23 protein-coding genes are annotated in these 25,150 nt (G+C 62.8%); 14 read left to right on the top strand and 9 right to left on the bottom strand.

Going from position 1 to position 25,150, the window contains the following annotated elements:
- The first annotated feature begins 13 nt into the window (after positions 1 to 13).
- The 10 genes from QTJ18_RS03885 to ehuA all read left to right on the top strand — a co-directional run bounded on the left by QTJ18_RS03885 (position 14) and on the right by ehuA (position 10,431).
- A complete protein-coding gene (locus tag QTJ18_RS03885; protein ID WP_252751946.1) occupies positions 14 to 1,417 on the top strand; it encodes an aspartate aminotransferase family protein in 1,404 nt (467 codons plus the stop codon).
- 172 nt (positions 1,418 to 1,589) lie between these two features.
- Positions 1,590 to 3,035 carry a MocR-like ectoine utilization transcription factor EhuR gene (ehuR, locus tag QTJ18_RS03880; RefSeq protein WP_252751947.1) on the top strand — a complete coding sequence of 482 codons (1,446 nt, stop codon included), beginning with the start codon at positions 1,590 to 1,592 and terminating at the stop codon, positions 3,033 to 3,035.
- 63 nt (positions 3,036 to 3,098) lie between these two features.
- Positions 3,099 to 4,121, top strand: a complete 1,023-nt coding sequence (gene eutB / locus QTJ18_RS03875; RefSeq protein ID WP_252751948.1) for a hydroxyectoine utilization dehydratase EutB — start codon at positions 3,099 to 3,101, stop codon at positions 4,119 to 4,121.
- Positions 4,115 to 5,119, top strand: coding sequence for an ectoine utilization protein EutC (eutC, locus tag QTJ18_RS03870; RefSeq protein WP_252751949.1), 1,005 nt, complete (start codon positions 4,115 to 4,117; stop codon positions 5,117 to 5,119). The genes eutB and eutC overlap by 7 nt, the downstream gene beginning before the upstream one ends.
- Positions 5,116 to 6,294, top strand: a complete 1,179-nt coding sequence (gene doeA, locus QTJ18_RS03865) for an ectoine hydrolase DoeA (RefSeq protein WP_252751950.1) — start codon at positions 5,116 to 5,118, stop codon at positions 6,292 to 6,294. The genes eutC and doeA overlap by 4 nt, the downstream gene beginning before the upstream one ends.
- A 3-nt stretch (positions 6,295 to 6,297) precedes the next feature.
- Positions 6,298 to 7,314 carry a N(2)-acetyl-L-2,4-diaminobutanoate deacetylase DoeB gene (doeB, locus tag QTJ18_RS03860; RefSeq protein ID WP_252751951.1) on the top strand — a complete coding sequence of 339 codons (1,017 nt, stop codon included), beginning with the start codon at positions 6,298 to 6,300 and terminating at the stop codon, positions 7,312 to 7,314.
- A 57-nt stretch (positions 7,315 to 7,371) separates the two neighbouring features.
- Positions 7,372 to 8,223 (top strand): ectoine/hydroxyectoine ABC transporter substrate-binding protein EhuB, encoded by an 852-nt coding sequence (gene ehuB, locus QTJ18_RS03855; protein ID WP_252751952.1) that lies wholly within the window; start codon positions 7,372 to 7,374, stop codon positions 8,221 to 8,223.
- A 60-nt stretch (positions 8,224 to 8,283) separates the two neighbouring features.
- Entirely contained in the window at positions 8,284 to 8,949 is a 666-nt protein-coding gene (gene ehuC / locus QTJ18_RS03850) for an ectoine/hydroxyectoine ABC transporter permease subunit EhuC (protein WP_252751953.1), read from the top strand.
- 13 nt (positions 8,950 to 8,962) lie between these two features.
- Positions 8,963 to 9,655: an ectoine/hydroxyectoine ABC transporter permease subunit EhuD gene (gene ehuD, locus QTJ18_RS03845; protein WP_252751954.1), complete on the top strand. Its 693-nt coding sequence runs from the start codon at positions 8,963 to 8,965 to the stop codon at positions 9,653 to 9,655.
- Positions 9,652 to 10,431, top strand: coding sequence for an ectoine/hydroxyectoine ABC transporter ATP-binding protein EhuA (gene ehuA / locus QTJ18_RS03840; RefSeq protein ID WP_252751955.1), 780 nt, complete (start codon positions 9,652 to 9,654; stop codon positions 10,429 to 10,431). The genes ehuD and ehuA overlap by 4 nt, the downstream gene beginning before the upstream one ends.
- A gap of 4 nt (positions 10,432 to 10,435) precedes the next feature.
- On the opposite strand, the gene QTJ18_RS03835 is transcribed toward ehuA, so the two are convergent.
- On the bottom strand, positions 10,436 to 10,726 hold the full coding sequence (locus QTJ18_RS03835; protein ID WP_252751956.1) for an ArsR/SmtB family transcription factor: 291 nt from the start codon (positions 10,724 to 10,726) through the stop codon (positions 10,436 to 10,438).
- Between the two features lie 121 nt (positions 10,727 to 10,847).
- Here QTJ18_RS03835 and QTJ18_RS03830 point away from each other — a divergent pair, with 121 nt between their 5' ends.
- Positions 10,848 to 12,038, top strand: a complete 1,191-nt coding sequence (locus QTJ18_RS03830) for an MFS transporter (RefSeq protein WP_252751957.1) — start codon at positions 10,848 to 10,850, stop codon at positions 12,036 to 12,038.
- An 86-nt stretch (positions 12,039 to 12,124) separates the two neighbouring features.
- Here the strand turns inward: QTJ18_RS03830 and QTJ18_RS03825 are convergent, their stop codons facing one another.
- The 8 genes from QTJ18_RS03825 to QTJ18_RS03790 form a co-directional block, all read right to left on the bottom strand.
- Positions 12,125 to 13,051 (bottom strand): dihydrodipicolinate synthase family protein, encoded by a 927-nt coding sequence (locus QTJ18_RS03825; RefSeq protein WP_252751958.1) that lies wholly within the window; start codon positions 13,049 to 13,051, stop codon positions 12,125 to 12,127.
- A 185-nt stretch (positions 13,052 to 13,236) separates the two neighbouring features.
- Entirely contained in the window at positions 13,237 to 14,454 is a 1,218-nt protein-coding gene (locus tag QTJ18_RS03820; protein WP_252751959.1) for a M24 family metallopeptidase, read from the bottom strand.
- Positions 14,451 to 15,671 carry a M20 family metallopeptidase gene (locus tag QTJ18_RS03815; RefSeq protein WP_252751960.1) on the bottom strand — a complete coding sequence of 407 codons (1,221 nt, stop codon included), beginning with the start codon at positions 15,669 to 15,671 and terminating at the stop codon, positions 14,451 to 14,453. The genes QTJ18_RS03820 and QTJ18_RS03815 overlap by 4 nt, the downstream gene beginning before the upstream one ends.
- 12 nt (positions 15,672 to 15,683) lie before the next feature.
- The gene (locus QTJ18_RS03810) at positions 15,684 to 17,360 is read right to left on the bottom strand and encodes a dipeptide ABC transporter ATP-binding protein (RefSeq protein ID WP_252751961.1); all 1,677 of its coding nucleotides are present in this window, start codon (positions 17,358 to 17,360) and stop codon (positions 15,684 to 15,686) included.
- Positions 17,360 to 18,178, bottom strand: a complete 819-nt coding sequence (locus tag QTJ18_RS03805) for an ABC transporter permease (RefSeq protein ID WP_252751962.1) — start codon at positions 18,176 to 18,178, stop codon at positions 17,360 to 17,362. The genes QTJ18_RS03810 and QTJ18_RS03805 overlap by 1 nt, the downstream gene beginning before the upstream one ends.
- Positions 18,171 to 19,121, bottom strand: a complete 951-nt coding sequence (locus QTJ18_RS03800; RefSeq protein ID WP_252751963.1) for an ABC transporter permease — start codon at positions 19,119 to 19,121, stop codon at positions 18,171 to 18,173. The genes QTJ18_RS03805 and QTJ18_RS03800 overlap by 8 nt, the downstream gene beginning before the upstream one ends.
- 4 nt (positions 19,122 to 19,125) lie before the next feature.
- A complete protein-coding gene (locus QTJ18_RS03795) occupies positions 19,126 to 20,691 on the bottom strand; it encodes an ABC transporter substrate-binding protein (protein WP_252751964.1) in 1,566 nt (521 codons plus the stop codon).
- Positions 20,692 to 20,776: 85 nt separating this feature from the next.
- Positions 20,777 to 21,949 carry a M24 family metallopeptidase gene (locus QTJ18_RS03790; protein WP_252752407.1) on the bottom strand — a complete coding sequence of 391 codons (1,173 nt, stop codon included), beginning with the start codon at positions 21,947 to 21,949 and terminating at the stop codon, positions 20,777 to 20,779.
- Positions 21,950 to 22,187: 238 nt separating this feature from the next.
- On the opposite strand from QTJ18_RS03790, the gene QTJ18_RS03785 reads away from it, so the two are divergent.
- From QTJ18_RS03785 to QTJ18_RS03775, 3 genes are read left to right on the top strand one after another with little or no spacing between them, the layout of a single operon-like run.
- Complete coding sequence (locus QTJ18_RS03785; RefSeq protein WP_252751965.1) at positions 22,188 to 22,847, top strand: GntR family transcriptional regulator; 660 nt, start codon at positions 22,188 to 22,190, stop codon at positions 22,845 to 22,847.
- Entirely contained in the window at positions 22,844 to 24,187 is a 1,344-nt protein-coding gene (locus QTJ18_RS03780) for a Zn-dependent hydrolase (protein WP_252751966.1), read from the top strand. Before QTJ18_RS03785 ends, QTJ18_RS03780 begins: the two co-directional genes overlap by 4 nt.
- Before the next feature lie 11 nt (positions 24,188 to 24,198).
- The gene (locus tag QTJ18_RS03775; RefSeq protein ID WP_252751967.1) at positions 24,199 to 25,146 is read left to right on the top strand and encodes an NAD(P)-dependent oxidoreductase; all 948 of its coding nucleotides are present in this window, start codon (positions 24,199 to 24,201) and stop codon (positions 25,144 to 25,146) included.
- The last annotated feature ends 4 nt before the right edge of the window (positions 25,147 to 25,150 follow it).

The raw sequence follows: 25,150 nt of genomic DNA, 5'->3' as shown, positions 1-25,150 counted from the left end.
AAGGAATAGAAGAATGACCGCCACGCCCCAACAGATCGCAGAGATGGACCGCAATGCGGTTCTTCACCCGTTCACGCAGCTCAAGGATTTTGCCAGCGGCAAGATGGGCGATCCGACCATCGTTGAAACCGGCAAGGGCATCCGCATCCAGGATGTTCACGGAAACCAGCTGATCGATGGCTTTGCCGGCCTCTACTGCGTCAATATCGGCTATGGACGCACCGAAGTCGCCGAGGCCATTTCCCGTCAGGCCCACCGCCTCGCCTATTACCACACCTACGCCGCCCACACGACGGAAGAGCTGGCCATCCTGTCGGACCGGCTGGTGAAGATGGCGCCCGGCAAGATGAGCAAGGTCTTCTACGGCATGTCCGGTTCGGACGCCAATGAGACGCAGGCGAAGCTCGTCTGGTATTACAGCAACCTGCGCGGCAAGCCCAACAAGAAGAAGATCATTTCGCGCGAGCGCGGCTATCATGGCTGCAGCGTTGTCTCCGGTTCGATGACCGGCATGAGTTTTTACCATGATCACATGGATCTGCCGCGGGCCGGTATCCTGCACACCGGAGCCCCGCATCATTACTGGGGCGCCGAAGCTGGCGAGACCGAAGCGGATTTCTCCAGGCGTCGCGCCGCCGAGCTCGAAGCGATGATCCTGCGCGAAGACCCCGACACGATCGGCGCCTTCATTGCCGAACCGGTTCTGGGAACGGGCGGTATCACCCCGCCGCCGCAGGGCTATTGGGAAGAGGTGCAAAAGGTCCTGAAGAAGTACGACATCCTGCTGATTGCCGATGAAGTGATCACCGGCTTCGGTCGCACGGGCTCCATGTTCGGTTCCGAGCATTACGGGATCGAACCTGACCTTATCACCGTCGCCAAGGGCCTCACCTCGGCCTATTTCCCGCTTTCTGCGGCCATTGTCGGGGAGAAGGTCTACAAGGTTCTGGAAGAGGGTGCCGACCGGGTTGGAGCATTCTCGCATGGCTATACCTATTCTGGGCATCCAATCGGCGCGGCGGCGGCCAATGCCGTGCTCGACATCGTCGAGGGCGAGAACCTGCCCGGCAATGCGCGCACCGTCGGGGCCTATTTCCAGGAACGGCTGAAGGCCGCCTTCGCCCAACTGCCGATCGTCGGAGAAGTGCGCGGCGTCGGCCTGATGGGGGCCGTCGAATTCGTTGCGGATCGGGAGAAGAAGACGCGGTTTGCCGCCAATCTCACTGTCGGCGCACGCGTATCGAAAGCGGCGCGCAGCCGCGGCCTCATCGCGCGCGCCATGCCGCACGGCGACATACTCGGCTTTGCCCCGCCGCTCGTCACGACCAAGGACGATGTCGACGAGATGGTCGCCATTGCCGAAGCCGCCGTGCGCTCCGTCATGGATGAACTGGCACGGGAGCGCGCGACAGCCTGATCCCCTCGCCTGCTCGGCCCTTGTTGTTTGGCGGGGTCGGTTCTGTCTGGTCAGTCACCGGGAGCGGCAAATATGTCGCCGGTCCCGGTTGATTTTCGCGCGCCTGCTTATCTTTTACGCAAAAGCGTGCATAATGTCATGAAATGCGCCTCAATTCGAACGAGACAATTTCATGCGTTATCAAGCCAATCCTGCGGTTCCGGCGGACATGCTCGCCAAGCCGATCGCGTGGAAGCCGAGCCTGGCCAAGCAGCGCGGCGAGACGAAGCACGCGGCTCTCACCGCATGCATCATCGCCGATATCGAGAGCGGCGTTCTGAAGCCGATGGATCGCATGCCAACGCATCGCGACCTTGCCCGTGACCTCGGATTATCGGTGCAGACAGTCAGCCTTTCCTACAAGGAGGCGGAGCGGCTCGGCTATCTCAGCGGGGAGATCGGCCGCGGAACCTTTGTCAGGGCCCGTGTCACCGAGCGCGCCGGGCGAATGATGCTGGACCACAGCCCCGATGAGGTGCTGGACCTGTCGATTATCCGCGGCGTCTATCTCGATGCGCATGAGACCGCCTCGCGCGAGATCCTGCATGCGCTCTCCGAGGGCGATAATGCGGCCTTCATGCGCCCGTGTCGTCCCATCGCCGGGCTCGACCGTCATCGTGACGCTGCCCGCGTCTGGCTGGCATCGCTCAACGTGACGGCGGGCATCGACCGGATTCTGGTGACCAACGGCGCCGCCCACGGCATCTTCCTGGCTCTGAGCTGCATCGTGCGGCCAGGCGACGTGGTGCTTTGCGAGAACCTGACCGATCACGGCGTGATCGGCCTGTCGAACGTGCTTGGCTTTGGTATCAAGGGGCTGCCGACGGATGAGGAGGGGATCATACCGGAGGCCCTTGAGGCGGCTTGTGCGGCTGGCGGCGTGCGAGCCCTGGTTCTCATTCCCAGCCTGAACAATCCGACCAGTCACGTTTCGGGCCCGGGCCGCCGGCAGGCGATCGCCGCCATCGCCGCGCGGCATGGGATTTTCGTGGTCGAAGACGAGGTCTATCGCCCCATGCTCGACGACGACCTGCCGTCGATCACCGACATGCTTCCCGAGCTCGGCTTCTTCATCACCAGCTTTACCAAGACCGTGATGACGGGTCTGCGCGTCGGGTATCTTGTGGTGCCTCCCGCCTATTCCATCCGGGCAGCCTCGATCTTGCGCGTCTCGAGCTGGAGCGGCACCTATCTGACCGGAGAGATCGCCACACGATGGGTCGAGACCGGCATTGCCGCGCAATTGGTGGCGGTTCAACGCGAAGAGGCGCGGCGCCGTCAGCAGATCGCCGCCGACATATTGAACGACCAGATCGCCTCCACCCATCCGCTTTCCCTCTGCGCCTGGCTGAAAGTTCCACCGCATTGGACGGAGGATGGCCTTGTCCGGGCGCTCAATCATCAAAAGGTCGCCGTTACGCCGTCGGAGCCTTTCATCGCCGGCGCCGGCCATGGGGGTGGCATCCGCATCTGCCTCGGCGGGCGGTTGAGCGATGCCGGCCTCGTGCGGGCCCTGACAGTGGTGCGCCAGACATTCGAGCAGCTTCCGCCGGTCTATGATATCGGCGTGCTCAGCTGAGCCTGTCGGAATGATTGCATCATTACAATATAATAATTGACATGTTTTTGTTTCGCTCTCAACATGACAATCATGAAGAGGGAACAGCTCCATCACGCGACGTTGAACACTCCCCCGCCGGTCCGGCTGGCGGACGTGCAAGCGGCCGCAACGCGGATCGCCGGTGCCGTCACACGCACCCGGCTGATCCGGTCGGACAGTCTTTCGCGGCATTGCGGCCACGCCGTCTGGCTGAAACTGGAGACGGAGCAGCCCATCGGTGCCTTTAAATTGCGCGGCGCGATGAATGCCATCCTGTCGCTGGACGAGGCGGAGCGCCGCTGTGGCCTGGTCACGGCCTCGACGGGCAATCATGGTCGCGCCGTCGCCTTTGCCGCCCGCCATCTGGGTCTCCCGGCCACGGTTTGCATGTCGGCGCTTGTTCCGGCCAACAAGGTGGAAGCCATCCGGGCGCTCGGCGCCGAGGTCAAAATCGTCGGGATGTCTCAGGACGATGCGCAGGCAGAAGTCGATCGACTGGCAGCCAGAGACGGCCTCATCGCCATTCCACCCTTCGATCATGTGCAGGTCGTCGCGGGACAGGGAACCATCGGCCTGGAAGTACTTGAGGACCTGCCGGACGTCGCAACCATCCTCGTGCCTCTCTCCGGCGGCGGTCTTGCCGGCGGGATCGCCGTTGCTGTGAAGGCATTGAAGCCATCGACGCGCGTCATCGGGATTTCGATGCAGCGCGGCGCGGCCATGCATGCCGCCATCGCCGCCGGACGACCGGTCGCCATTCGCGAGGAACAGACCCTGGCGGATTCGCTGGGCGGCGGCATCGGCGACGCCAATGCCGTCACCTTCGCACTCTGCCGCAGCCTTCTTGATGAGGTCATTCTTCTTAATGAGGAGGAGATTGCCGCAGGCATCCGTCATGCGGCGAGCAAAGACGCGCTCACGCTCGAAGGTGCCGGCGCTGTCGGAATAGCTGCTCTTCTTGCCGACCGTCTCTCCGTGTCCGGCCCCACGGCCGTGATCGTATCCGGCGGCAATATCGATCCGGCGCTGCACCGGCAAATTCTGCAGGGGCGCTGGACATGCTGATCCTCAGCGAAGAAGATCTCAAAAGCCTCGTCCCGCTCGATCTTTCGGCGGTGGATTGCATCGAGGAGGCCTTTGCCGCGCTGGCTACCAAGCCAGTGGCCATGCCGCCCATTCTGCGGCTGGACATACCGGAATTTCGCGGTGAGGTGGACGTCAAGACCGCTTATGTTCCGGGCCTGGACGGGTTCGCGATCAAAGTCAGCCCCGGCTTCTTCGACAATCCCAAGCTTGGCCTTCCGAGCCTGAACGGGCTGATGATCCTGTTCAACGCGCGCACCGGCCTCGTCGAGGCCCTGCTTCTGGACAATGGCTATCTGACGGATATTCGCACCGCCGCGGCCGGCGCCGTGGCCGCGCGTCACCTCTCCCGACAGCAGGCATCGACCGCCGCCATCCTTGGTGCCGGCGCGCAGGCGCGCCAGCAACTGGCTGCACTGATGCTGGTCCGGCCAATCCGCGCGGCGCGGGTCTGGGCCCGGGATCCGGCCAAAGCGGTGCAGTTTGCCGCTGCGGCGGCAGACGAATTCGGCATAGAGATCGTGGCAGCCGAGACTGCCCGCGATGCCGTTCAGGGTGTCGATATCATCGTTACCACCACGCCGGCGCAGGCGCCGATCCTCGCGGCCGACTGGCTGGAGCACGGCCAGCATCTCACCGCGATGGGCTCGGATGCAGAACACAAGAACGAGGTGGATCCGGCGCTCTTCGGGCGCGCGATCTATATCGCGGACCGCCTGTCGCAGACCCGCATTCTCGGGGAATTGCATCACGCCATCGAGGCCGGGACGGCTGCGGCGGACCAGAGCTTCGCCGAACTCGGCGCCGTCATCTGCAAAAAAGCCACAGGCAGGCGCGGCGACGAGGACATCACTTTCGCCGACCTTACCGGAACCGGCGTCCAGGATACGGCCATTGCCAATCTCGCGCTCCGGCGCGCTCACGAGGCGGGCCGCGGCCACAGGTTTTCAACCGATAGGAACAGGGGAGGCGCAGCATGAGCCTGACGCTGAATTTTACCCGCGAGGAATATGCGGACCGGCTGGCCAAGACGCGCCGCGCCATGGAGAAGGCTGGCATCGACCTTTTGATCGTCACCGACCCGTCCAATATGCACTGGCTGACGGGCTATGACGGATGGTCTTTTTATGTGCATCAATGCGTGCTTGTGCCCCCGGAAGGGGAGCCGGTCTGGTACGGCCGCAAGCAGGATGGCAATGGCGCCAAGCGGACCGCCTATCTCGACCACGACAATATCATCGGCTATCCCGATCACTACGTGCAGTCGACCGAGCGCCATCCGATGGATCTCCTGTCGCAGATCATCGGCGAGCGGGGCTGGTCGTCGACGTCGATCGGCGTCGAGATGGACAATTACTATTTCTCGGCTGCGGCTTTTGCATCGCTGCAGGCCCATCTTCCGAATGCGCGGTTCAAGGACGCCGCCGGTCTCGTTAACTGGCAGCGCGCCGTCAAGAGCCCGACGGAACTCGATTACATGCGCAAGGCCGGCAAAATCGTCGAACTCATGCATCAGCGTATTGTCGACGTGGTCGAGCCCGGCATGCGCAAATGCGATTTGGTTGCGGAAATTTATGATGCCGGCATTCGCGGCACGCCGGAATTCGGCGGCGATTATCCCGCCATCGTCCCGCTCCTGCCATCCGGCGCCGACGCATCCGCCCCGCACCTGACCTGGGACGACAAGCCCATGCGTGTCGGAGAAGGCACCTTCTTCGAGATCGCCGGCGCCTACAAGCGCTACCACTGCCCCCTGTCGCGCACCGTCTTTCTCGGCAAGCCCACCCAGGCCTTTCTCGATGCGGAGAAGGCGACGCTGGAAGGTATGGAGGCCGGCCTTGCCGCGGCACGACCCGGCAATACCTGCGAGGATATTGCCAATGCCTTCTTCGCCGTCCTGAAGAGGTACGGCATCGTCAAGGACAACCGCACCGGCTATCCGATCGGGCTGTCCTACCCGCCGGATTGGGGCGAGCGCACCATGAGTCTGCGGCCGGGGGATCGCACGGAATTGAAGCCGGGAATGACCTTCCATTTCATGACCGGCCTGTGGCTGGACGATATGGGCCTGGAGATCACCGAAAGCATCGCGATCACCGAAACCGGTGTCGAATGCCTCTCCAACGCGCCGCGCAAGCTGTTCGTGAAGGATTAAACGATGCTTGCCAGTCTCTCCCGACCATCCCCCATCGTCGCCACCGTCGACTTCAATGGAAAAGGCGTTCAGCACGGTCATTTGCGCCTGCCCTACAGCCGGGATGACAGCGCCTGGGGGTCGGTGATGATCCCGATCTGCGTCATTGCCAATGGCGAGGGGCAGACAGCGCTTCTGACGGGCGCCAATCACGGCGACGAATATGAGGGGCCGGCGGCCCTGTTCGAACTGGCGCAGACGCTCGATCCTGCCGAGGTCAGCGGCCGCATCATCATCGTCCCTGCCCTCAATTACCCCGCCTTCTGTGCCGGAACGAGGACCTCGCCGATCGATCGCGGCAATCTCAACCGCAGTTTTCCCGGCCGGCCGGATGGCAGCGTCACGGAGAAGATCGCCGATTACGTGACGCGCCATCTGGTGCCGATGGCCGATATTGTCCTCGACTTCCATTCCGGCGGACGCACGCTGGATTTCCTGCCCTATGCGGCGGCCCATGAGCTTGCCGACAAGGATCAGGAGACCCGCTGCTTCGATGCGGTGGGTGCCTTCAACGCCCCCTTCTCGATGAAAATGCTGGAGATCGATGCCGTCGGAATGCTCGACACCACTGTCGAGGAGATGGGCAAGGTCTTCGTCACGACCGAACTGGGCGGCGCAGGAACGGCAAGTGCCAGGACCATCGGCATCGCTCGCAAAGGCGCCCTTAACCTGCTGCGACACGCAAGGATACTGGAGGGCGAGCCGGAGCGCGCGCCGACCTGCTGGCTGGACATGCCCTCCAGCGACTGTTTCACATTCGCGGAAGATGCCGGTCTGATCGCCTTTACGCGCGATCTCGGCGACGCCGTCAAGGCAGGCGAGGTCATTGCCTGTGTCTACCCCATCGGCAAGACGGGTCTCGCACCGGTGACCTATCGCGCCGCGATGGATGGCGTGCTTGCCGCGCGTCACGTCCCCGGTCTCGTCAAGGCCGGCGATTGTCTTTCTGTTGTCGCCACCGTCCTGGAGACAGCCGACTGAAACCGCAAAAAGCGAGATCTGAAAACAGACCGCGAACCACAACCAGAGGAGATTGACATGCATATCACCAAACTCGCCGGCATTTCCGCACTTGCCCTCACGATCGGCATCGGCGCGGCAAACGCGCTCACACTCGATGAAGTCAAGGAGCAGGGCTATATCCGGGCCGCCACCGCCAACGAGGTTCCCTATTCCTACATGCAGCCGGACGGCACTTCGGCAGGAATCGGCCCGGACGTTGCGAACGCCGTCCTGAAATCGATCGGCGTCAACGAGGTCAACTGGACGGTAACGCCGTTCGGAACGCTGATCCCCGGACTGAAGGCGAAGCGCTTCGATTTTGCCGCGGCAGAACAGAATATTTCGCCCGAGCGCTGCAAGCAGGTCGCCTTCACCGAGCCGAATTCCTCATATGGCGAAGGACTTCTCGTCAAGAAGGGCAATCCCAAGGGCCTCACCACCTATGCCGATATTGCCAAGGATCCATCCTTGAAAGTGGCTGTGGTCTCGGGCGCGAACAATGTCGATTTCCTGCGCGCCGTAGGTGTCAAGGATGACCAGATCGTCTTCATCCCGGCCAATGCGGATGCGATCCCCACCGTTCAGAGCCGTGTCGACGCCTATGCCGCCACCGAGCTAACTGTATCGGAACTGGCCAAGGACCAGACGAATGTCGAACAGGTCCAGCCATTCACCGATCCCGTCGTGAAGGACGCCCCGGTGCGCAATTATGGCGGCTTCGCCTTCCGCCCGGAAGATAAGGACCTGCGCGATGCCTTCAATGCGGCTCTGGTGGAATTCCGCAAGACGGATGAATACAAGCAGATCCTGACGAAATATGGTCTCTCCGAACAGAGCATTGCCGCGGCTGCGGAGAAGTCGGTCGCCGATCTCTGCGCCGGCAAATAACGGAGCGCGGCGCCTGGCAAGGATCAGGCGCCGCTCCACACGCTTTGGAGAGATTTCCCGATGAACTGGGCAACCTATCTGCCGATGCTGTGGCAAGGCGCGCTCGTGACCATGTCGATCACGCTGGCGGCCATCGTCATTGGCGCCTGTCTGGCCTTTTTCTTCGGCATCATGCGGGCCGAGGGTGGGCCAATCCTGTCAAAGGTGGCGCTCTGCTACACGGAAGTGTTTCGCGGCACGTCGCTGTTCGTGCAGCTCTTCTGGTTCTACTACGCACTGCCGCTTATCGGCTTCAGCTTTGACCCGATCACCACCGGCATCTTCGTGCTGGCCGCCCATGCTGGCGGTTATGGCGCAGAAATCGTGCGCGGCGCCCTGGCATCGGTTTCGGTCCAGCAATTGGAGGCGGCCCGGGCGCTCAATTTCGGCCGTTTTCAGACGCTGTTTCGCATTTCCCTGCCGCAGGCGATTGTGGAGATGATGCCTGCCTTCGGCAATCTTGCAATCGAAACGCTGAAACTCTCCTCGCTGGTCTCGCTGATCTCGATTGCCGACCTGACCTTCGCCGCACAATCCATCCGCAACCTGACATTGGACAGCGCAAGCATCTATTCCGTCACCCTGGTCGGCTATTTTGCCATGTCCCTGCTGCTGATGGCGGTGATCAAGGTGATCGAGCGTCTGGTCCGGCGCGGCAATGTCTTCCCCCGCGAGGCGCAGCCGTGAGGAGATCCACATCATGATGTACGGTTATGAATGGGATACGACGAGCTGGGTCACCTATGCCCTGTCCATCCTCCCGATCCTTCTGATCGGCCTGACGGTGACGCTCAAAGCCGCGGCGGCCGGCTTCGCCATCGCGCTCGTCCTCGGCCTTGTCTTCGCCTTGCTGCGGCGAAGCCGCCTGAAATCCGTCTCCTGGACCACCGCCATCATCGTGGAGTTCCTGCGGGATACGCCGCTCCTTGTGCAGCTCTTCTTCCTCTATTACGTGCTGCCTGAATTCGGCGTCGTGCTGCCGGCTTTCCTGACCGGGGCTCTGGCGCTCGGCCTGCAATACGCAGCCTATACCTCGGAAGTCTATCGCGGCGGCATTGAAGCGGTCCATTACGGCCAGTGGGAAGCTGCCACCGCGTTGAACCTCACGCGCATGCAGACCTATCGGGACATCATCATTCCGCAGGCGATCCCGCGCATCGTCCCTGCCATGGGCAATTACCTGGTGGCGATGATCAAGGAAACCCCGGTTCTGTCCGTCGTCACTGTGCTCGAGATGATGGGCCTTGCGAACATGATCGGCGAAAGAACCTTCGAATATCTCGTTCCGCTGACACTGGTTGGCGTGATCTTCCTTCTCCTGACGCTGATCTGCTCGGCCGGCCTTCACCGCCTGCAGAAAAAGCTCCCCAAAGCAGGGATCCCCATGCGATGACCGAGACTAAGACCAGCCCTCTCATCGACTTTTCCGACGTGACCAAGCGCTTCGGCATCTTGACGGTGCTCGATCAATTCAACTTTCAGGTCGCGCAGGGCGAAAAAGTGACCCTGATCGGACCCTCCGGATCGGGCAAGTCGACGGTGCTGCGCATCCTCATGACGCTGGAGCCATTCCAGGAGGGCCGCCTCACGCTCGACGGCATCTCCTACCACGAACCGGGCGCCAAGGGGCGCTTCCAGGCATCCGAAAGGCATCTTCGGCAAATCCGCAACCATGTCGGCATGGTCTTTCAGAGCTTCAACCTGTTTCCGCACATGACAGTCCTGCGCAATATCGTCGAGGCGCCCGTTCGTGTTCTGGGCATGGCGCGCGCCGAGGCCGAGGCACGGGCCATCGAGCTGTTGCAGATGGTGGGGCTGGCGGACAAGAAGGATCACTATCCGGTGCAATTGTCGGGCGGGCAGCAGCAGCGGGTGGCGATCGCCCGCGCCATGGCCATGCGGCCGCGTGTCCTCCTCTTCGACGAGCCTACCTCGGCGCTGGATCCGCAATTGGTGGGCGAAGTTCTCTCGGTCATTCGCGATCTTGCCCATGAGCATGATCTGACCATGCTCCTGGTCACACACGAGATGCGCTTTGCCCGTGAGGTGTCCGACCGGGTCTGCTTCTTCGACAAAGGGCGCATCTGCGAGGAGGGCGCGCCTGAAAGGATCTTCGAGGCGCCGAGCCAGGAGCGCACACGGGAATTTCTAGCCTCCGTTCTTGCCTGACGGTTCAGTCGGAAGAAACAGGCACCGCAGCGGAGAGAACGGACTGGATCAGGCCGGGAAATTTCGCCTCGAGATCCTCCCGGCGAAGGGTCAGCCGGCGACCCCGGCCCATGATCTCATTGCGCAGGACGCCCGCCTCGCGCAGCACCTTCATGTGATGTGATTTCGTCGATTTGGGCGTCCGCGGGTCCAGGAGATGGCACTGCGCCATTTCGATCGGACCATCGGCAACCTGCCGCACAATCTCCAGCCGTTCAGGATCGCTCAAGGCGAAGAGGACATCCGTGAGCTTCATCTGCTCGCAGGAGGGATGAGGTAGATCTGCAATATCATGGGCCATGGTTCGATTTTAATTGAACCCTCGGCAAAAGAACAGTAGAGATTGGTTCGAAAGAAATCGAACCATCAGGTGCGCCTTGTCCCGATCGACCCTTGCCATTCCCCGCCGCTCCGATTTCCGCACGGCGCTCGCCGCCATGGCCGTGATGATGGCCGGGGCAAGCGCGCCCTCGCCTTTCTACCCCATGCTTCAGGAAAGCATCGGCTTTTCTCCGGCCATGCTGACCGGCATCTTTGCCGTCTACACGATTGCCCTGCTGGCCTCGCTTCTTGTCACGGGGTCGCTGTCGGATCATCTGGGCCGGCGGCCGGTGATCTCCTTCGGCTTTCTCCTCCTGGCTCTCAGCCTCCTCCTGTTTTACCAGGCAACTGACGTGCCGCAGCTGATGCTGGCCAGAACCCTGCAGGGCATTGCCGCGGGCCTGTTGCTCTCGGCCCTCTCGGCGGCCATTGTCGATCTTGAGCCCAGGGATCGCCCCGGCAGCGCCTCCATCTGGAATTCCGTCATCCCGCTCAGCGGCCTGGCGCTGGGCGCGCTGGGGGCGGGCCTGCTGATGGACATCACCGTGACGGCGGAGGCCGATGTGTTCGGCCTGCTGATCGTCGCCTACACACTGCTTGCCGTCGTCATCTGGTCAATTCCCGAGACCGCGCCTCGCCACGAAGGCGTCTGGTCATCGCTTCGCCCGCGCATCGGCCTGCCCGCCTCCGCCGCAAAGGCCTTCTGGCGCAGCGCTCCCGCCGTAATCGCGGGCTGGGCCACCGGCGGTCTGTATCTCTCGCTCGGCGCACCCATCATCCGCCAGGTCTTCGGCGCCGAAGATCACACCACGCAGGCAATCGTCATCGTTCTTTTGTGCGGCGCCGGAGCCGGTGCCTGCTTTCTGGCCCGGAAGCACTCCTCCCGAAGCGTCACCCTGTATGGCACCTCGGCGCTTGCACTGGGAACTGCGCTCACGCTGTTTGCCATCCTGTGGCAATCCCTTCCAGCCTATCTGGTGGCATTGACCATTGCCGGGACAGGATTTGGAACCTGTTTCTACGGCGTCATGCGCTCCATCGTGCCGACTGTCCGGGCCGAGGAGCGGGGCGAGCTCTTCGCCTCGCTGTTCACGCTGAGCTATCTCGCTTTCGGACTGCCCACGCTGATCGCTGGCCTGACGATCGGCACGCTGGGGCTCACCTCCACCACCCTGATCTACGGCTCCTTGATCGTTTTGTTTTCAGCGCTTGCCGGTCTGCTGCGAAAGTTCAAGACCCCCGACTGACGGCAAGCGCCATCCTCCATGCGAAAAGCCGCGGCACATTGTCCTGCGCCGCGGCCAGAGCACGAGATCAGAGAGCGATGCCTGCCTCAGAAGGCCGCGCGCTTGTCTTTCTTCGCCATTCTCGCCAGCAGATAATCCACTTCAGCCTTGGCCGTTGGGGTCAGCATCTGGGCCGGACGGCGCTGCGCATCGGTGGTGATGATGCCGCGGCGCTTGAGAACATGCTTGCGCACAGCCAGTCCCACGCCGAGCTGCTGCTCGTAGCGGATGAGCGGCAGGTGCGCGTCGAACAGGTCATGCGCCTCATCGCGCTTGCCATCGGCAAACAGCTGCACGAGTTCGTTCAGCATGTCCGGGAAGCCATAGCCCGTCATCGCCCCGTCGGCGCCGCGTTCCGGCTCGAAATCGAGGAACATGCCGCCATTGCCGCAGAGAATGGAGAATTCGCGCAGCTCGCCGGACTTTTGCAGCGCCCTCAACTTGGAAATCTTTTCCAGACCCGGCCAGTCTTCATGCTTCAGCATCAGGCAGGACGGATGATTGGACATGATCTTGGCAATCACTCCCGGCGACATCACGACCGTCAGCGTCAGCGGATAATCCTGCAGCACCCACGGAACATCCTCGCCCACGGCCTCGACCGCCTGGCCGAAATAGCCGACGATCTGGTCGTCGGTGCGCAATGCCGGCGGAGGCGCGATCATGACACCGGCCGCGCCCATATCCATGGAACTGCGCGCCAGGGAACGCATGGCTGCGAAACCGGGCGCCGAAACGCCGACGATGACCGGAACCCGCGCACGCGCGACGACGCGTTTCACGATGGCGCGGCTTTCCTCCGGCTCCAGCTTCGGTGCCTCGCCCATGATGCCCAGAATGGTGATGCCGCTGCAGCCGCTATCCTGGTAGAAATCCGTCAACCGGTCGACGGAGTCGAAATCGATCGAGCCATCATCCAGGAAAGGCGTGGTGGCGATGGCATAAACGCCTTTCGATTGCGAGCTGAATGTCATGGCATACCTTTCATGTCACATTGACGATCATCGTGTCTGGAACCTGATGCCGGGCGTGGCCTGTCCCTCACCGGTTTTCCCTTTGGCTACCGTCATATAGCAACGGCCGGCGCTTTCAAGGACAGCCGAATGTTCGCGCGCCGCCACTGCGCCGTTCTCCTGTCGAAGGAGGCGACTGCGGCGCCCTAGCACCGGTAGAGTTCGACCGGAAGGTCGCTGAAGACTTCCGGCGCCCCCTCCGTGATGGCGAAGGTCTGGCCCACGCCTGCCGTCAGCCCCGTCGAGGCATCGGGGATCATGATGTGCACGAAGAAGACCATTCCCGGAAGCATGACCAGCGGGTTTCCGGAATAGATCATCGGCGGCACGTCCATCCAGGTGGGTTTGAAGGTGCAGCCGAGCGCATAGCCGCAAGCGGCATAGCGTGCCTTGGCAAAGCCTCCCCCATCCAGCACCGCCCGGTGAATATCGTCCAGCGTACCGAGTTCGCGTCCCGCTCGCGCGGCATCCTTGATCTGCTCCAGCGCCTCCCGCGCCAGATTGAGCATGTCGACCTGACGCGGATCCGGCGTGCCCGTGACCAGCGTATGCTCGACCACCACATGATAGCGGCAGTGCGAACCTGCAAGTTCGACGAGGATCTGATCCTGCGGTTCGATCAGGCGCGGCCCACCGATACCGCGTCCGTAAAGCGCGCGGGGGCCTGAATTTACAAGCGGCCCGCCCGAAGGAATATCGCCGCCACCCGCCAGCATGGTCGTCAGCGCTGCGCCGCTCAGCACGGTGTCGGGAATGCCCGGTCGGGTGGCCTCGATCGCAGCTCTTACCGCGGCATCCGCCAGCCGGCCGGCTGCGCGGACATGCTCCAGTTCCGCTGCGGATTTCACCAATCGCCCGGTCCGCACGATATCGGACGCATCCTCGGTCCGGCAAAATCCCTCCAGAGCCTTGTCGACGAGGCGGGCATTGGCACCGGTCAGGCCGTAAGTCGCATATTCGATGCCGATCCTGCCGCCGGAAAGTCCCTTTTCCGCGAGAATTGCCCGCAGGTCCTCGGCCGGATTGGCCTGTTCGGCGTTCAGCCAGACGCGGATGTCATCGTAGAGCGAGGCGACGCTTGCCTGCCGCAGATCCGGCGTCCGCGTCAGAAGGACGGTCTCGCTGTCCTCGTCGGCCAGCACGAGACCGGCCTGGAAGAAGACATAGCCGGCCGTGTCATAGCTGGTCAGCCAATAATGGCTCTCCTGCGCGAAGACGATCAGCGCGTCGAGGCCGCGCTCGCGCAGGCGCTTGCGGGTGGCGGCAAGGCGGCGGGCGAACTCCTCGGGCGCGAACTTCAGAGCCACATCCCGTCCGCCGGGCGTGCGGGCTGCAAATTCCTGCGGAACGTAGGGGAAAGTCATGCAAACTCGCAGATATCGGTCATGGTCAGGAGGTAGATGCGGATCATGTCGAGATAGTCGTCAATGTCGACGCGCTCGTCCGGCATCGTGTTGTATCGGCCGCCAGGACCGCAGACCACGCCCTCCATCCCGCCTTCGGCCCAGAGATGGCCTGCATCCGTGCCGAAATAGGCGGGCGGCGCAATGGCGCCGGTCGGTTGCGGCTCGCCACGCACCGCTTCATAGGCCGCGTTCAGCGCCTTGACGATACGCGCATCCCTGGCGACCTCGAAGGCCGGCATTGTCGGCTGGCCGTCCTTCGTCTCGGCAAAGACCCGTGCTTTCAACCCGGGATGCCGCTCGGCCAGCCGGTCCAGAACCTTCTGCATGTCCTTCAGCGCATTATCCCGTGTCTGCCCCGGCCCATAGCGGCCGGAGCCTTTCAGCCGAACGAAATCCGCCACCTGCGGCGGGCGCCACTCATGCAGGTCCCGTCCGAGCGCTCCGTGAATGACGCCCACATGCACACGGTTGACCTTGGCATGCTCTGCGCTCGGCGCGTCGGAAAAGGTCATCTCGCTGAGTTCCGGGATGAGCTCGCAGGCCGCCCGGATGGCGTCGACTGCCGCCTCCCGCTTCGACAGATGCCGCGTAATGCCTTCCAGCTCGATGATGAACGTGAAGGCCGCTGCATGCATGGTGATCGCCTGCAAGTCGGACGGTTCCGAATTGATGAAGTAATCCGCCCTTGTTCCGGCGCGCACCGCCTGCAAGGTTCCGATACCGCCCTGCAATTCGCCGATCACATAGGTCAGCACCACATCGCCCTTCAGGCGGATGCCGCGATCGATCAGGGTCTTGACCGCACAGAGCGAGGCCGCATCGCCGGCCTTCATATTCGACACGCCGATCCCGTAGATGAAATCCTCGTCCACGATTCCGCCCCAAGGATCGACCGTCCATCCCTCCGTGACCGGATTGGTGTCGAGATGGCCGTTGAACAGCAGGCTCTTGCCGCCGCCAGTGCCGCGCCAGATGCCAATGGCATTGACGCGCTCGCCGACGACCGGCTGCAGTTCGACCTCGAGACCGAGCTTGCGCATGACATCGGCCATATGTTCGGCGAGAACCCGCTCGCCCGGCGTCTCGGAATAGCTCTTGTGGCGCACCATGTCGGCAAGGACATCGAGGCAGGCCTTGCGGTCTATGCCGGCGGCAAGTTCAGTCGCTTTTGTCATCAAAGCCTCCATTCATTCCGGGGTTGCACTGGTGTGGATGGGGACGGCATCGAGCAGCGCCTTGGTATAGGCATCCCGCGCCTCCGACCGGGCCTCGTCACGATCGCAGAAATCCACCAGCCTGCCGTGGTGCATGACGGCGATCCGGTGCGCCAACTGGCGGATGAGGTTCAGGTCATGCGTGATGAAGACACAGGCCGTCCCCGTGTCGTGCTGCAGCTTGACCAGCAGTTCGGCCACCGCCGCCTGAACGGAAACATCCAGCGCCGCGGTCACCTCGTCGCAGATGACGAGGGATGGTTCGGCCGCGAATGCCCGCGCAATGGCAACGCGCTGTTTCTCGCCGCCGGAGAGCTGGTGCGGAAAGCGGCCCGCATAGTCGGCGGGCAGCCGGACCATTTCGAGCAGCTCGGCAACGCGCTGCCTGATCCTGTCCTTCTCAACGATTCCGTAAAGCTTGAGCGGGCGCGCGATGATCGTGCCGATCTTCTGCCGGGGATTGAGGGAGGCATCCGGGTGCTGGAAGACGATCTGCACCTTGCGGCGATAGGCCTTGTCGATCTGCCGGCGGCCCGTCAGCTGTTGCTCGCCGAGATCGAGCGTCCCCTCGAAATCCTGCAGGCCGGCAAGCACCTTGGCAATGGTCGATTTGCCCGATCCGCTCTCGCCGACAATGCCGAGCAGTTCGCCCTTGCGGACATCGAAGCTGATATCGCGCGCGCCCCAGAGAGCAGAGGCATCTTCCTGCCCCCGTTTCAGGAATTTCTGCAGGAAGGAGGGCCTGTCGTAGCGGACCGATATCTTCTCCAGCCGCACCAGGCTTTCCGGCTCGGCCGGCGGCGTCACGCCGATCCAGCGATCCGGATTGGGTACGGCGCCTATGAGGTGGCGCGTATAAGGGTCCGTCGGCTTGCGAAAGACCTGCCGCACGGGGCCGGTTTCCACGATCACACCCTTGTGGATCACCGACACATCGTCCACTACCCGCGCGACGAGACCGAGATCATGCGAAATATAAAGCGCCGAGACTTCGGTTTCTTCCCGCAAGCGGTTGAAAAGATCCAGGATCTGGCGCGCCGTCAGAATGTCCAGCGCCGTCGTCGGCTCGTCGAAGATGATGAGTTCCGGCTCGCATGCAAAGGCGGTCGCAATGACCACCCGCTGCTTTTCGCCGCCGGACGCCTCATGCGGAAAGCGCTGCAGCATGTCCTTCGGCCGGGTTATGCCGGTCCGCGCAAGCGCCGCCTCGGCCTCCGCCCAGGCCTGCTGTTTCGTCAGGCCGCGGTGGCGGATCAGAACTTCGGCAATCTGCTCGCCCAGGCGAAGCGTCGGGTTGAGCGCAGTCGACGGATCCTGGAACACCATGGACATCCGCCGGCCACGCAGATCCGCCATCTGCCGGGGTGTATGATCGAGCAGTTCTTCGCCGCAAAGGCGGATCGCGCCGCCTGTCTCCTGCGCATTCTCCGGCAGATAGCGCATGATTGACCAGGCAAGCGACGATTTTCCGGAGCCGGATTCTCCCACCAGGCCGATGGTCTGACCTTTGGCGATCGTCAGATTGATATCTTTCAGAGCCGGAACAAGACCCTGCGCCGTTCGGTAGCCAAGCGAGTAATTGCGCACAGACAGAACCGGCACTGCCGTATCCGAAAGCGACCGCGTCTCTATGGGGGCGAGCATGGTCATCAATGGCTCCTTCGCGGATCAAGGCTGTCGCGGAGGGCGTCGCCGAAGAGGTTGAAGCCGAGCGCAGCCATGGCAATGGACAGGCCGGGAATGGCGACGCACCAGGGATTGCGGAACATGAATTGCCGGGCCTCTGCCACCATCAATCCCCATTCGGTGCTCGGCGGCTGGGCTCCGAGCCCGAGGAAGCCGAGCGTTGCGCCGATCATGATGGCAAAGGAGACACGGATGGTCGCTTCCACCACGATGGGGCTCAATGCATTCGGAAGCACTTCGCAGCCGACGATGTAGAGGCTGGATTCGCCGCGTGCGACGGCCGCACGCACATAATCGCGGGTCCGCACCGAAAGGACGACGCTTCTCGATATCCGGGCCATTCCGGGCGCGAAGGCCACTGCGACGGCGAGCATGGCATGTTCCATGCCGCCTCCGAGAATAGTGACGATCAGCAGGGTGAACAGCAGATCCGGCACGGCCAGCAAGCCGTCCAAGATCCGCATGATGGTCGAATCCACCCAGCCTCCGGTCACGCCCGCCACGACACCGATGACGGAGCCGATGCCTACGCCCAGAATGGTTGCGCCGACACCGAAGGCGACGGTTGCCGGAGCGCCGTTCAGGACCCTGGACAGAAGATCGCGGCCGAACTGATCGGTGCCGAACCAGTGGGCGGCGGACGGACCCTGCAGGCGGTTGAGCGGGTCGAAAGCCTGCGGGTCGTAAGGCGCGATCCAGGGGCCGAAGATCGCCGCGATGCAGACGATCGTCAGCAGAACGGCGCCGACGACCGCGGTGGGAGTTGTGAAGACATTACGCATAGCGCACCCTCGGGTCGAGCATGGCGATCACGATATCCGACAACAGATTGGACAGCGCGTAGACGCCTGCGAGCAGCAGAGTGACGGCCTGGATGACCGGCAGGTCGCGATTTTCCAGCGCATAGATCAGCAATCGCCCAAGGCCCGGCCAGGCGAAGATTTCCTCCACCACGATGATGCCGCCCAGCAGATAGCCGATATCCAGCGAGATGACGGCCACCGCCGGCGCCAGCGAATTGGGCAGAGCGTGCCGGCGGATCACCCGCCTTTCGCTGATGCCCTTGAGGCGCGCGGCGCGGATATAATCGGAGGCCAGGACCTCCGACATTTCGGAGCGGACCTGACGGGCGATATGCGCCATGAGGATCAGGCCAAGCGTCAGGGCAGGCAGCGCGACATGGGCGGCAAAGCCAGCCAGGTTCTCCCAGGGGGCGACAAAACCGCCAGCGGGAAACAGGCCATTGTCCGGTCCGGCCAGGAACACCAGAAGCAGCGTCGCGGTGACGAATTCCGGCAGGGCGGTGCCGATATAGCTGAACAGGCCAAGAAGGAGATCATAGGCCGTTCCCCGCTTGATGGCGGCCAGCGCCCCAAGCGGGATGGCGATGACAGTCACCGAGACCAATGCTGTCGCCGCAAGTGTTGCGGAATTGAGGAAAGCCTCGCCGACGACCTCCGTCACCGGCAGGGACAATCTGAGCGAGGTGCCGAAATCGCCGTGCAACAGCCCGGTCACCCAGGTCAGATATTGGACGTGCCAGGGCTGATCCAGCCGCAACTGCCTTTCGAGCGCAGCGATGGAATCCGGAGTGGCATATTCCCCCAGGATCATGATCGCCGCATTGCCCGGCAGCATGGTCGTAATGGCGAAGACCGCGAAAGTGACGATTGCCAGCACGAGAATGACGGCGAACAATCGGCGGATGAAATAGCCCCAGCTCATCCCGTCACGCCCTGTTGAGCCAGACGTTCTCGGCGTAGAAGTAGCGCGACAGCGGCGCCACGGTCCAGTCTTGCGCATCCTTGCCGCTGGCTGTCAGAACGTCTTCGAAGATCGGCACGATATAGGGCGTCTCGGCCAGCTGGAGTTCCTGTGCCTTGGCGTAGAGTTCGGCGCGCTTGGCCGTATCGGTGGTGGCCCGCGCATCGGCGATCAGCTTGTCGAAGGTCTCGTTCTTCCAGGCCGTATCCTCGTAGGAGGCATTGGAGGTGAGCAGGAGGTTGAACGTCGCATCCTCCGTTGGCTGCATGCCCCAATATCCCATGTAGAACTGACCCTTCATCCACACATTGGCGAGATAGGTATCATGCGGCATGCTCTCGACAGTGATATCGAAACCAGCCGGCAGCGCCATCTGCTTCAGAGCGATGGCGACCTGCCCGCGAATGGCCGGCCGGTTGGAGGCGACGAGCGTGATCTTGATGCCGTCGGGATAGCCGGCCTCAGCCAGCAACTGCTTGGCCGCGGCAGGATCGTAGGCGATTTCCGGGGTTTTGATCGCGTAAGGGAATTCCGGCGAGATGAGATTGTCATAAGCCGGCCGGCCCAGTCCCTCCAGCACGAGATCCACCAGCATCGGCCGGTCGACGGCCATAGCGAGGGCCTTGCGCACCCGCACATCATCGAAGGGCTTCTGATCCTGGCGCATGGTCACATTGACGAAACGGCCTGAGGGTACGCGCTTGGCCGTGATGCCGGTGGCTTTCGAGATCCGGTCGAAATCCGCCTGCTGAACGGTCAGCATGACATCCATCGCACCCGACAGGAAGTTCGCGCTCTCCGCGGCCAGATCGGGGAAGAGATGCATTTCGATGGCATCGAGGTAAGGCTTGCCTGCGATGTAGTATTTCGGGTTTTTGACGAGACGGACCATGCGCGCGCTGTCATAGGTTTCCAGCATAAAGGGTCCGGTGCCGTTGGCCGTCGTATCCAGTTTCTCCTTCGGGCCATCGATGGCGGCCTTCGACAGGATGCGGGCATTGGCATGGGCGGTGGAAATCGGCAGATCGGCGAAGGGAACCTTCAACGAGAATTTCACCGTCGTCGGATCGACCGCCTCGACCGTGTCGATCATGTTCAGCACGGAGCGGGCGGCCGCGGGACGGTTGGTATCGAGAATGGCCATGAATGTGGCCACCACATCATCGGCCGTGCAGCTTGCGCCATCGTGGAAAGTCACGCCCGGACGCAGGAAGAAGGTGAAGGTCTTGGCATCGTCGCTGGCTTCCCACCGCTCTGCCAGATCCGGCTTGGGCTGGTTGTCCGGCCCCATGCGGGTGAGACCCGAATAGATCATGTCGATCACCGGATATTCGGCCGGGCCCGAAAGCGTCATCACGTTCAGGGTCGCAATACGCGTCGAATGGCTGATCTTTAGCGTGCCGCCCGATTTCGGTTCCGCGGCCAGCGCTCCTGCACTGCCGTCGGCAGGCAGCATGTCTATGCCCGGAAGAAGGGCTGTCGAAGCCAGCCCCAGGACCATGGTACGGCGGGAAATCATGAATGTCGTCATTGTGTTGCCCCTCTAAGGCTGGTTCGACTTTGAACCTGGGTGGCGGTTTTTTGTTGTATGCGCCAGGTTCGGGTTATGGGCCCTGCTAGCTGATCACGGTCAGCTCCTCGGGCAAGGCAGTCAGCACGTCCGGCGCACCCTCGGTGACGAGCAGGGTGTGGCCGACACCCATGGCAAGCCCGGTGTCGCTGTCACCATTCATCACGTGGTAGAAAAGCGTCATTCCCGGCTGGCACTGCGTCGGATTGCCGGAATAGATCATCGGCGGGACATCCATGCTGGTCGGCGCGAATGTGCAGCCGACGGAATAGCCGGTGGCGCCGTAGCGGGCGCGCTTGTAGCCGGCTTTGTCGAGACCATCGGCGTAGACGTCGAAGATCTCGCCCAGCGTCGTTCCGGGCCGAGCGATATCCGTCATCTTCTGCAGGACCTCGCGCCCCACATCATACATCTTGCGGTGCGCATCGGAGACCTTGCCGAACAGGATGGTCCATTCCGTCTTCACATTGTAGCGCCGGTAGGCGACGGGATATTCGACGAGGATCTGATCCTGCTCCTCCAGCCGGCGCGGATCGGAGACGCCGCGGCCATAGACGGCACGAGGCCCGGAATTGAAGAGCGGCGCATTGGGCGGCATGTCCGCGCCCTGCCCCAGGATCGAGGTCAGATACACAGCCTTCAGATCGCTGTCGAGCACGCCGGGTCTGGCGGCTGCGATGACGGCTTCGAGCGAGCTATCGAGAATATCCGCCGCCTTGCGGGTATAGGCGATCTCCGCCGGCGATTTGACGAGCCGCAGCCAGCGGATCAGGTGCCTGTCATCTTCCAGACGGCACCAGTCCCCGATGGTCTGCTGCGTCCGGTAAAGATTCCATCCGGTGAGGCCGTGCGTGTTGAGTTCGATGGCAATGCGCGCGCCGCCGAGACCGAGTTCCTCCAGGATGACCTTCAGATCTGCGGCCGGATTGGCATCCTCCGCATCCCACCAGATGCGAATGTCTTCGATGATGCTGGTCTGCTTCGCCTGAACCAGATCCGGACGACGTGTGAGGAGAATGGGCTTGCGGCCATCCGTGGGAACGACCAGGCACTGGAAGTAGACAAAGCCGCCCGTGTCGTAGCCGGTCAGCCAATACATGCTTTCCTGGGCAAAGACCAGCATGGCATCGACGCCGCGAGCGGCCAGTTCCTCCCTGAGACGGCGCTGGCGATCAAGATGCTCTTCCCGCGTAAAAGGCAAGTTCGGCTGGAACATCATGGTCACTGCTTTGTCCTCATCTGTCGTGGCGATCAAGCTTGGTGTTGCATCACCCTACGGATTGGTATACCAACCGTCAACCAGCGGAATACAAATATTTCGTGATGCTTCGTCCGATGCCTGCAACGCCCCTGCACCATCGCGGGTATGCGCATTGTGATGACAACCGGCGCCTCATGTGGCACCAAACGACTCTGTCCGCCGGCGACGCCAGACCGGGAGGGAAAACGGAACTATTATGCTGATTGAGACCGACAAGCGGCTGGCGCTGCAGGCCTACGAGCAGATCCTGAACCTGATCCTTTCCGGACAGGCCTCTCCTGGCGCGATGATCACCGAGCGGCGCATCGCCGAAACCTTGAGCATGTCGCGGACGCCGATCCGCGATGCTCTGCTGATGCTCGAAGGGGAAGGCCTGCTCATCCGCCAGGGAAGTCGCGGCCTGCAGGTCAAGCAGATGCGGATCGAGGATTACATGGATGCGCTGCAGATCCGCCAGCTGCTCGAGCCGGAAGCTGCAAGGCTTGCGGCCGGACGCATGCCGCCAGACCTTCTGGACCGGCTGACGCAGGACCTGAACAGCCTGATCGAGTTTGCCCGAAGCGGGGATCGCAAGCCCGAGCGCAGCCTCGTGCGCGGCGTCGACGACCAGCTGCATGACGGCATCGGCGATGCGGCGGGCAATCCGCAATTGGCGCAGATCATCCGGACCCTGCGCCGTCAGACACAGATCTTCGACCTTCGAAGTGTCCCGGAGCGGCAGGAGGCAACCTGCCGGGAGCATTTGGCGATCGTCGAGGCCCTGCGGACCGGCCGGTCGGACGAGGCGGCCGAGCTGATGCGGCAACATATCGACAATGTACGCGAAAGCATCATCCGCAGGCTGACGCGCGCATGAGCATGGCAACGAAAAGCATGCGTGGGCATCAGGCTCCCTCGACAGAGGCCGCTTCGGCAAACCCTGCCGCCGCAGATCCAGCCCCGGCAGACATCGCCCTTGCGGAACGGCTGTTCGCCGAATTGCGGCAGCGCACTGGCACAGATCGCGGCATTACCCGGGCATCTTACGGTCTGGGAGAGCAGATCGCCCATGACATGGTGCGGCGCGAGGCCAAGAAGCTCGGCCTCGACATTGCCATGGACATGGCCTGCAATCTTTACCTCACCATGAAGGGCCGCGAGGAAGGGCCTGGGGTGATCATCGGATCGCATATCGATTCAGTGCCACTCGGGGGAAATTTCGATGGCGCGGCAGGCGTATTGCTGGGCCTTGCAGTCGTCGCAGGCTATGTGAAGGCCGGCATTCGCCCGCTGCGCGATGTGACGGTCATGGTGATACGAGCGGAAGAAAGCACATGGTTCGGCGCCTCCTATATCGGCAGCCGCGGCGCCTTCGGCCTGCTCGGCGCCGATGAACTGGATCACGTCAAGCGCTCCTCCGATCAGGTCTCGCTTGGTGCGGCCATCGATGCGGCGGGCGGTGACACGGCCGCCTTGCGGGCAGGCAAAGCCTTTCTTGATCCTGACCGCATCGCGCTTTTCCTGGAACCGCACATCGAGCAGGGGCCGGTCCTCATCGAAAGGGGGCTTCCAGTCGGCATCGTCACCGGCATTCGCGGCTCGTTCCGTTATCGCGAGGCGCGGTGCCTCGGCGTTTATGCGCATTCGGGCGCAACACCGCGTGAATATCGGCAGGATTGCGTGCGGGCCGCTGCCGTCCTGGTGAGCGATCTCGACGAGCACTGGAGCAGGCTGGAGGCGGAAGGACAGGATCTCGTCGTCACCTTCGGCCAATTCTCCACCGACCCCGCCGAGGCGGCGTTCAGCAAGATTGCCGGACGGCTGAACTTTTCCGTCGACATTCGCAGTCAGGAGCGGGAAACGCTCGATCAGATGCAGGACATCCTGGACCGGTCCGTGCGTCGCATCGAGGCCGATCACCGGGTTCGGTTCGAGCTTGGCCGCCTGACTGGGAGCACAGCGGCAAAGATGGATCTTCGTCTCGTTCAGGCGCTGGCGGAGCATGCGGAGCGGCTTGGCATTCCCACGCAGTTGATGGCCTGCGGCGCAGGCCATGACGCTGCCGTCTTCGCCGGCAAAGGCGTCGCGACCGGCATGATCTTCATTCGCAATGCCCATGGCAGTCATAATCCGCAGGAGCATATGGATATGTCGGATTTCGCCGATGCCGCCAGGCTCGCTTCCGCCCTCTGCCTCGATCCTCCGGACAGAGGGTGAAACCGCATCTCATGACGGATCAGCCCTGTGACTGCCTGATCATCCAGCCGATTGCGGACGTTGCCGTCGCGCGTCTGATCGAGGCCGGTCTTCGCGTCCATGTCGCGAGGGACACGGCTTTCGAGACGCTGCGCCCGCACCTCGCCTTCGCTCGCGCCGTGATCACCCGAAATCATGGATTGTCCGGCCGCGAGATCGAGGCCGCGCCACATCTGTCGGTCGTCGGCGTCCACGGGACCGGCACGGAGAAAGTCGACAAGCCATTGCTGGCACAGCGCGAGATCGCGCTGGTCAATACGCCTGGCGCCAATGCCCAATCGGTTGCAGAACTGACGATCGCCCTGATGCTCGGCTGCGCGCGCCGGTTGATCGCGGCCGACGGGGCGGCGCGCCGTGGCAATGACCGCTTTCGCCAGGAGCATCGAACGGTCGAGCTGTCCGCGCGGCGGCTCGGGCTTCTCGGCTATGGCAATATATCCGGCCGCGTCGCGCAAATCGCCCAGGCGATCGGCATGGAAGTCGCCGTCTTTTCCCGCTTCGCCGATAAGGATCGCCTGGAACAGGCGGGACTGACCGTCATGCCGGATATCGACGCTCTGTGCCGCTGGTCCGACATCCTGTCGCTGCACGGCATTCCCGACACGCTGCCGGTGATCGATTGCCACCGCCTCGCTTTGCTCGGGCCAGACGGATTTCTCATCAATACGGCGCGCGGCGCGCTTGTGGACGAGGCGGCGCTCGCCGACGCGCTGTCCGCCGGCGTGATCGCCGGTGCGGCGCTCGACGTTCTCGCCGTCGAGCCTGTCGTCCGCGACCATCCGCTGCTGTCCTGCCCGAACCTCATCCTGACGCCGCATATTGGCGGCTCGACGCAGGAGGCACTGGAACGGACCGGGCTTCTCGTGGCAGACAAGGTTCTGGCGCAATTGCAGCGGACCGGCGCGCTGCGAAAGGACTAGATCA

Origin of the sequence: Rhizobium sp. SSA_523, from assembly GCF_030435705.1 — a bacterium.
Classification (GTDB): Bacteria; Pseudomonadota; Alphaproteobacteria; order Rhizobiales; family Rhizobiaceae; genus Neorhizobium.
This window is presented reverse-complemented; position numbering and strand designations above follow the sequence as displayed.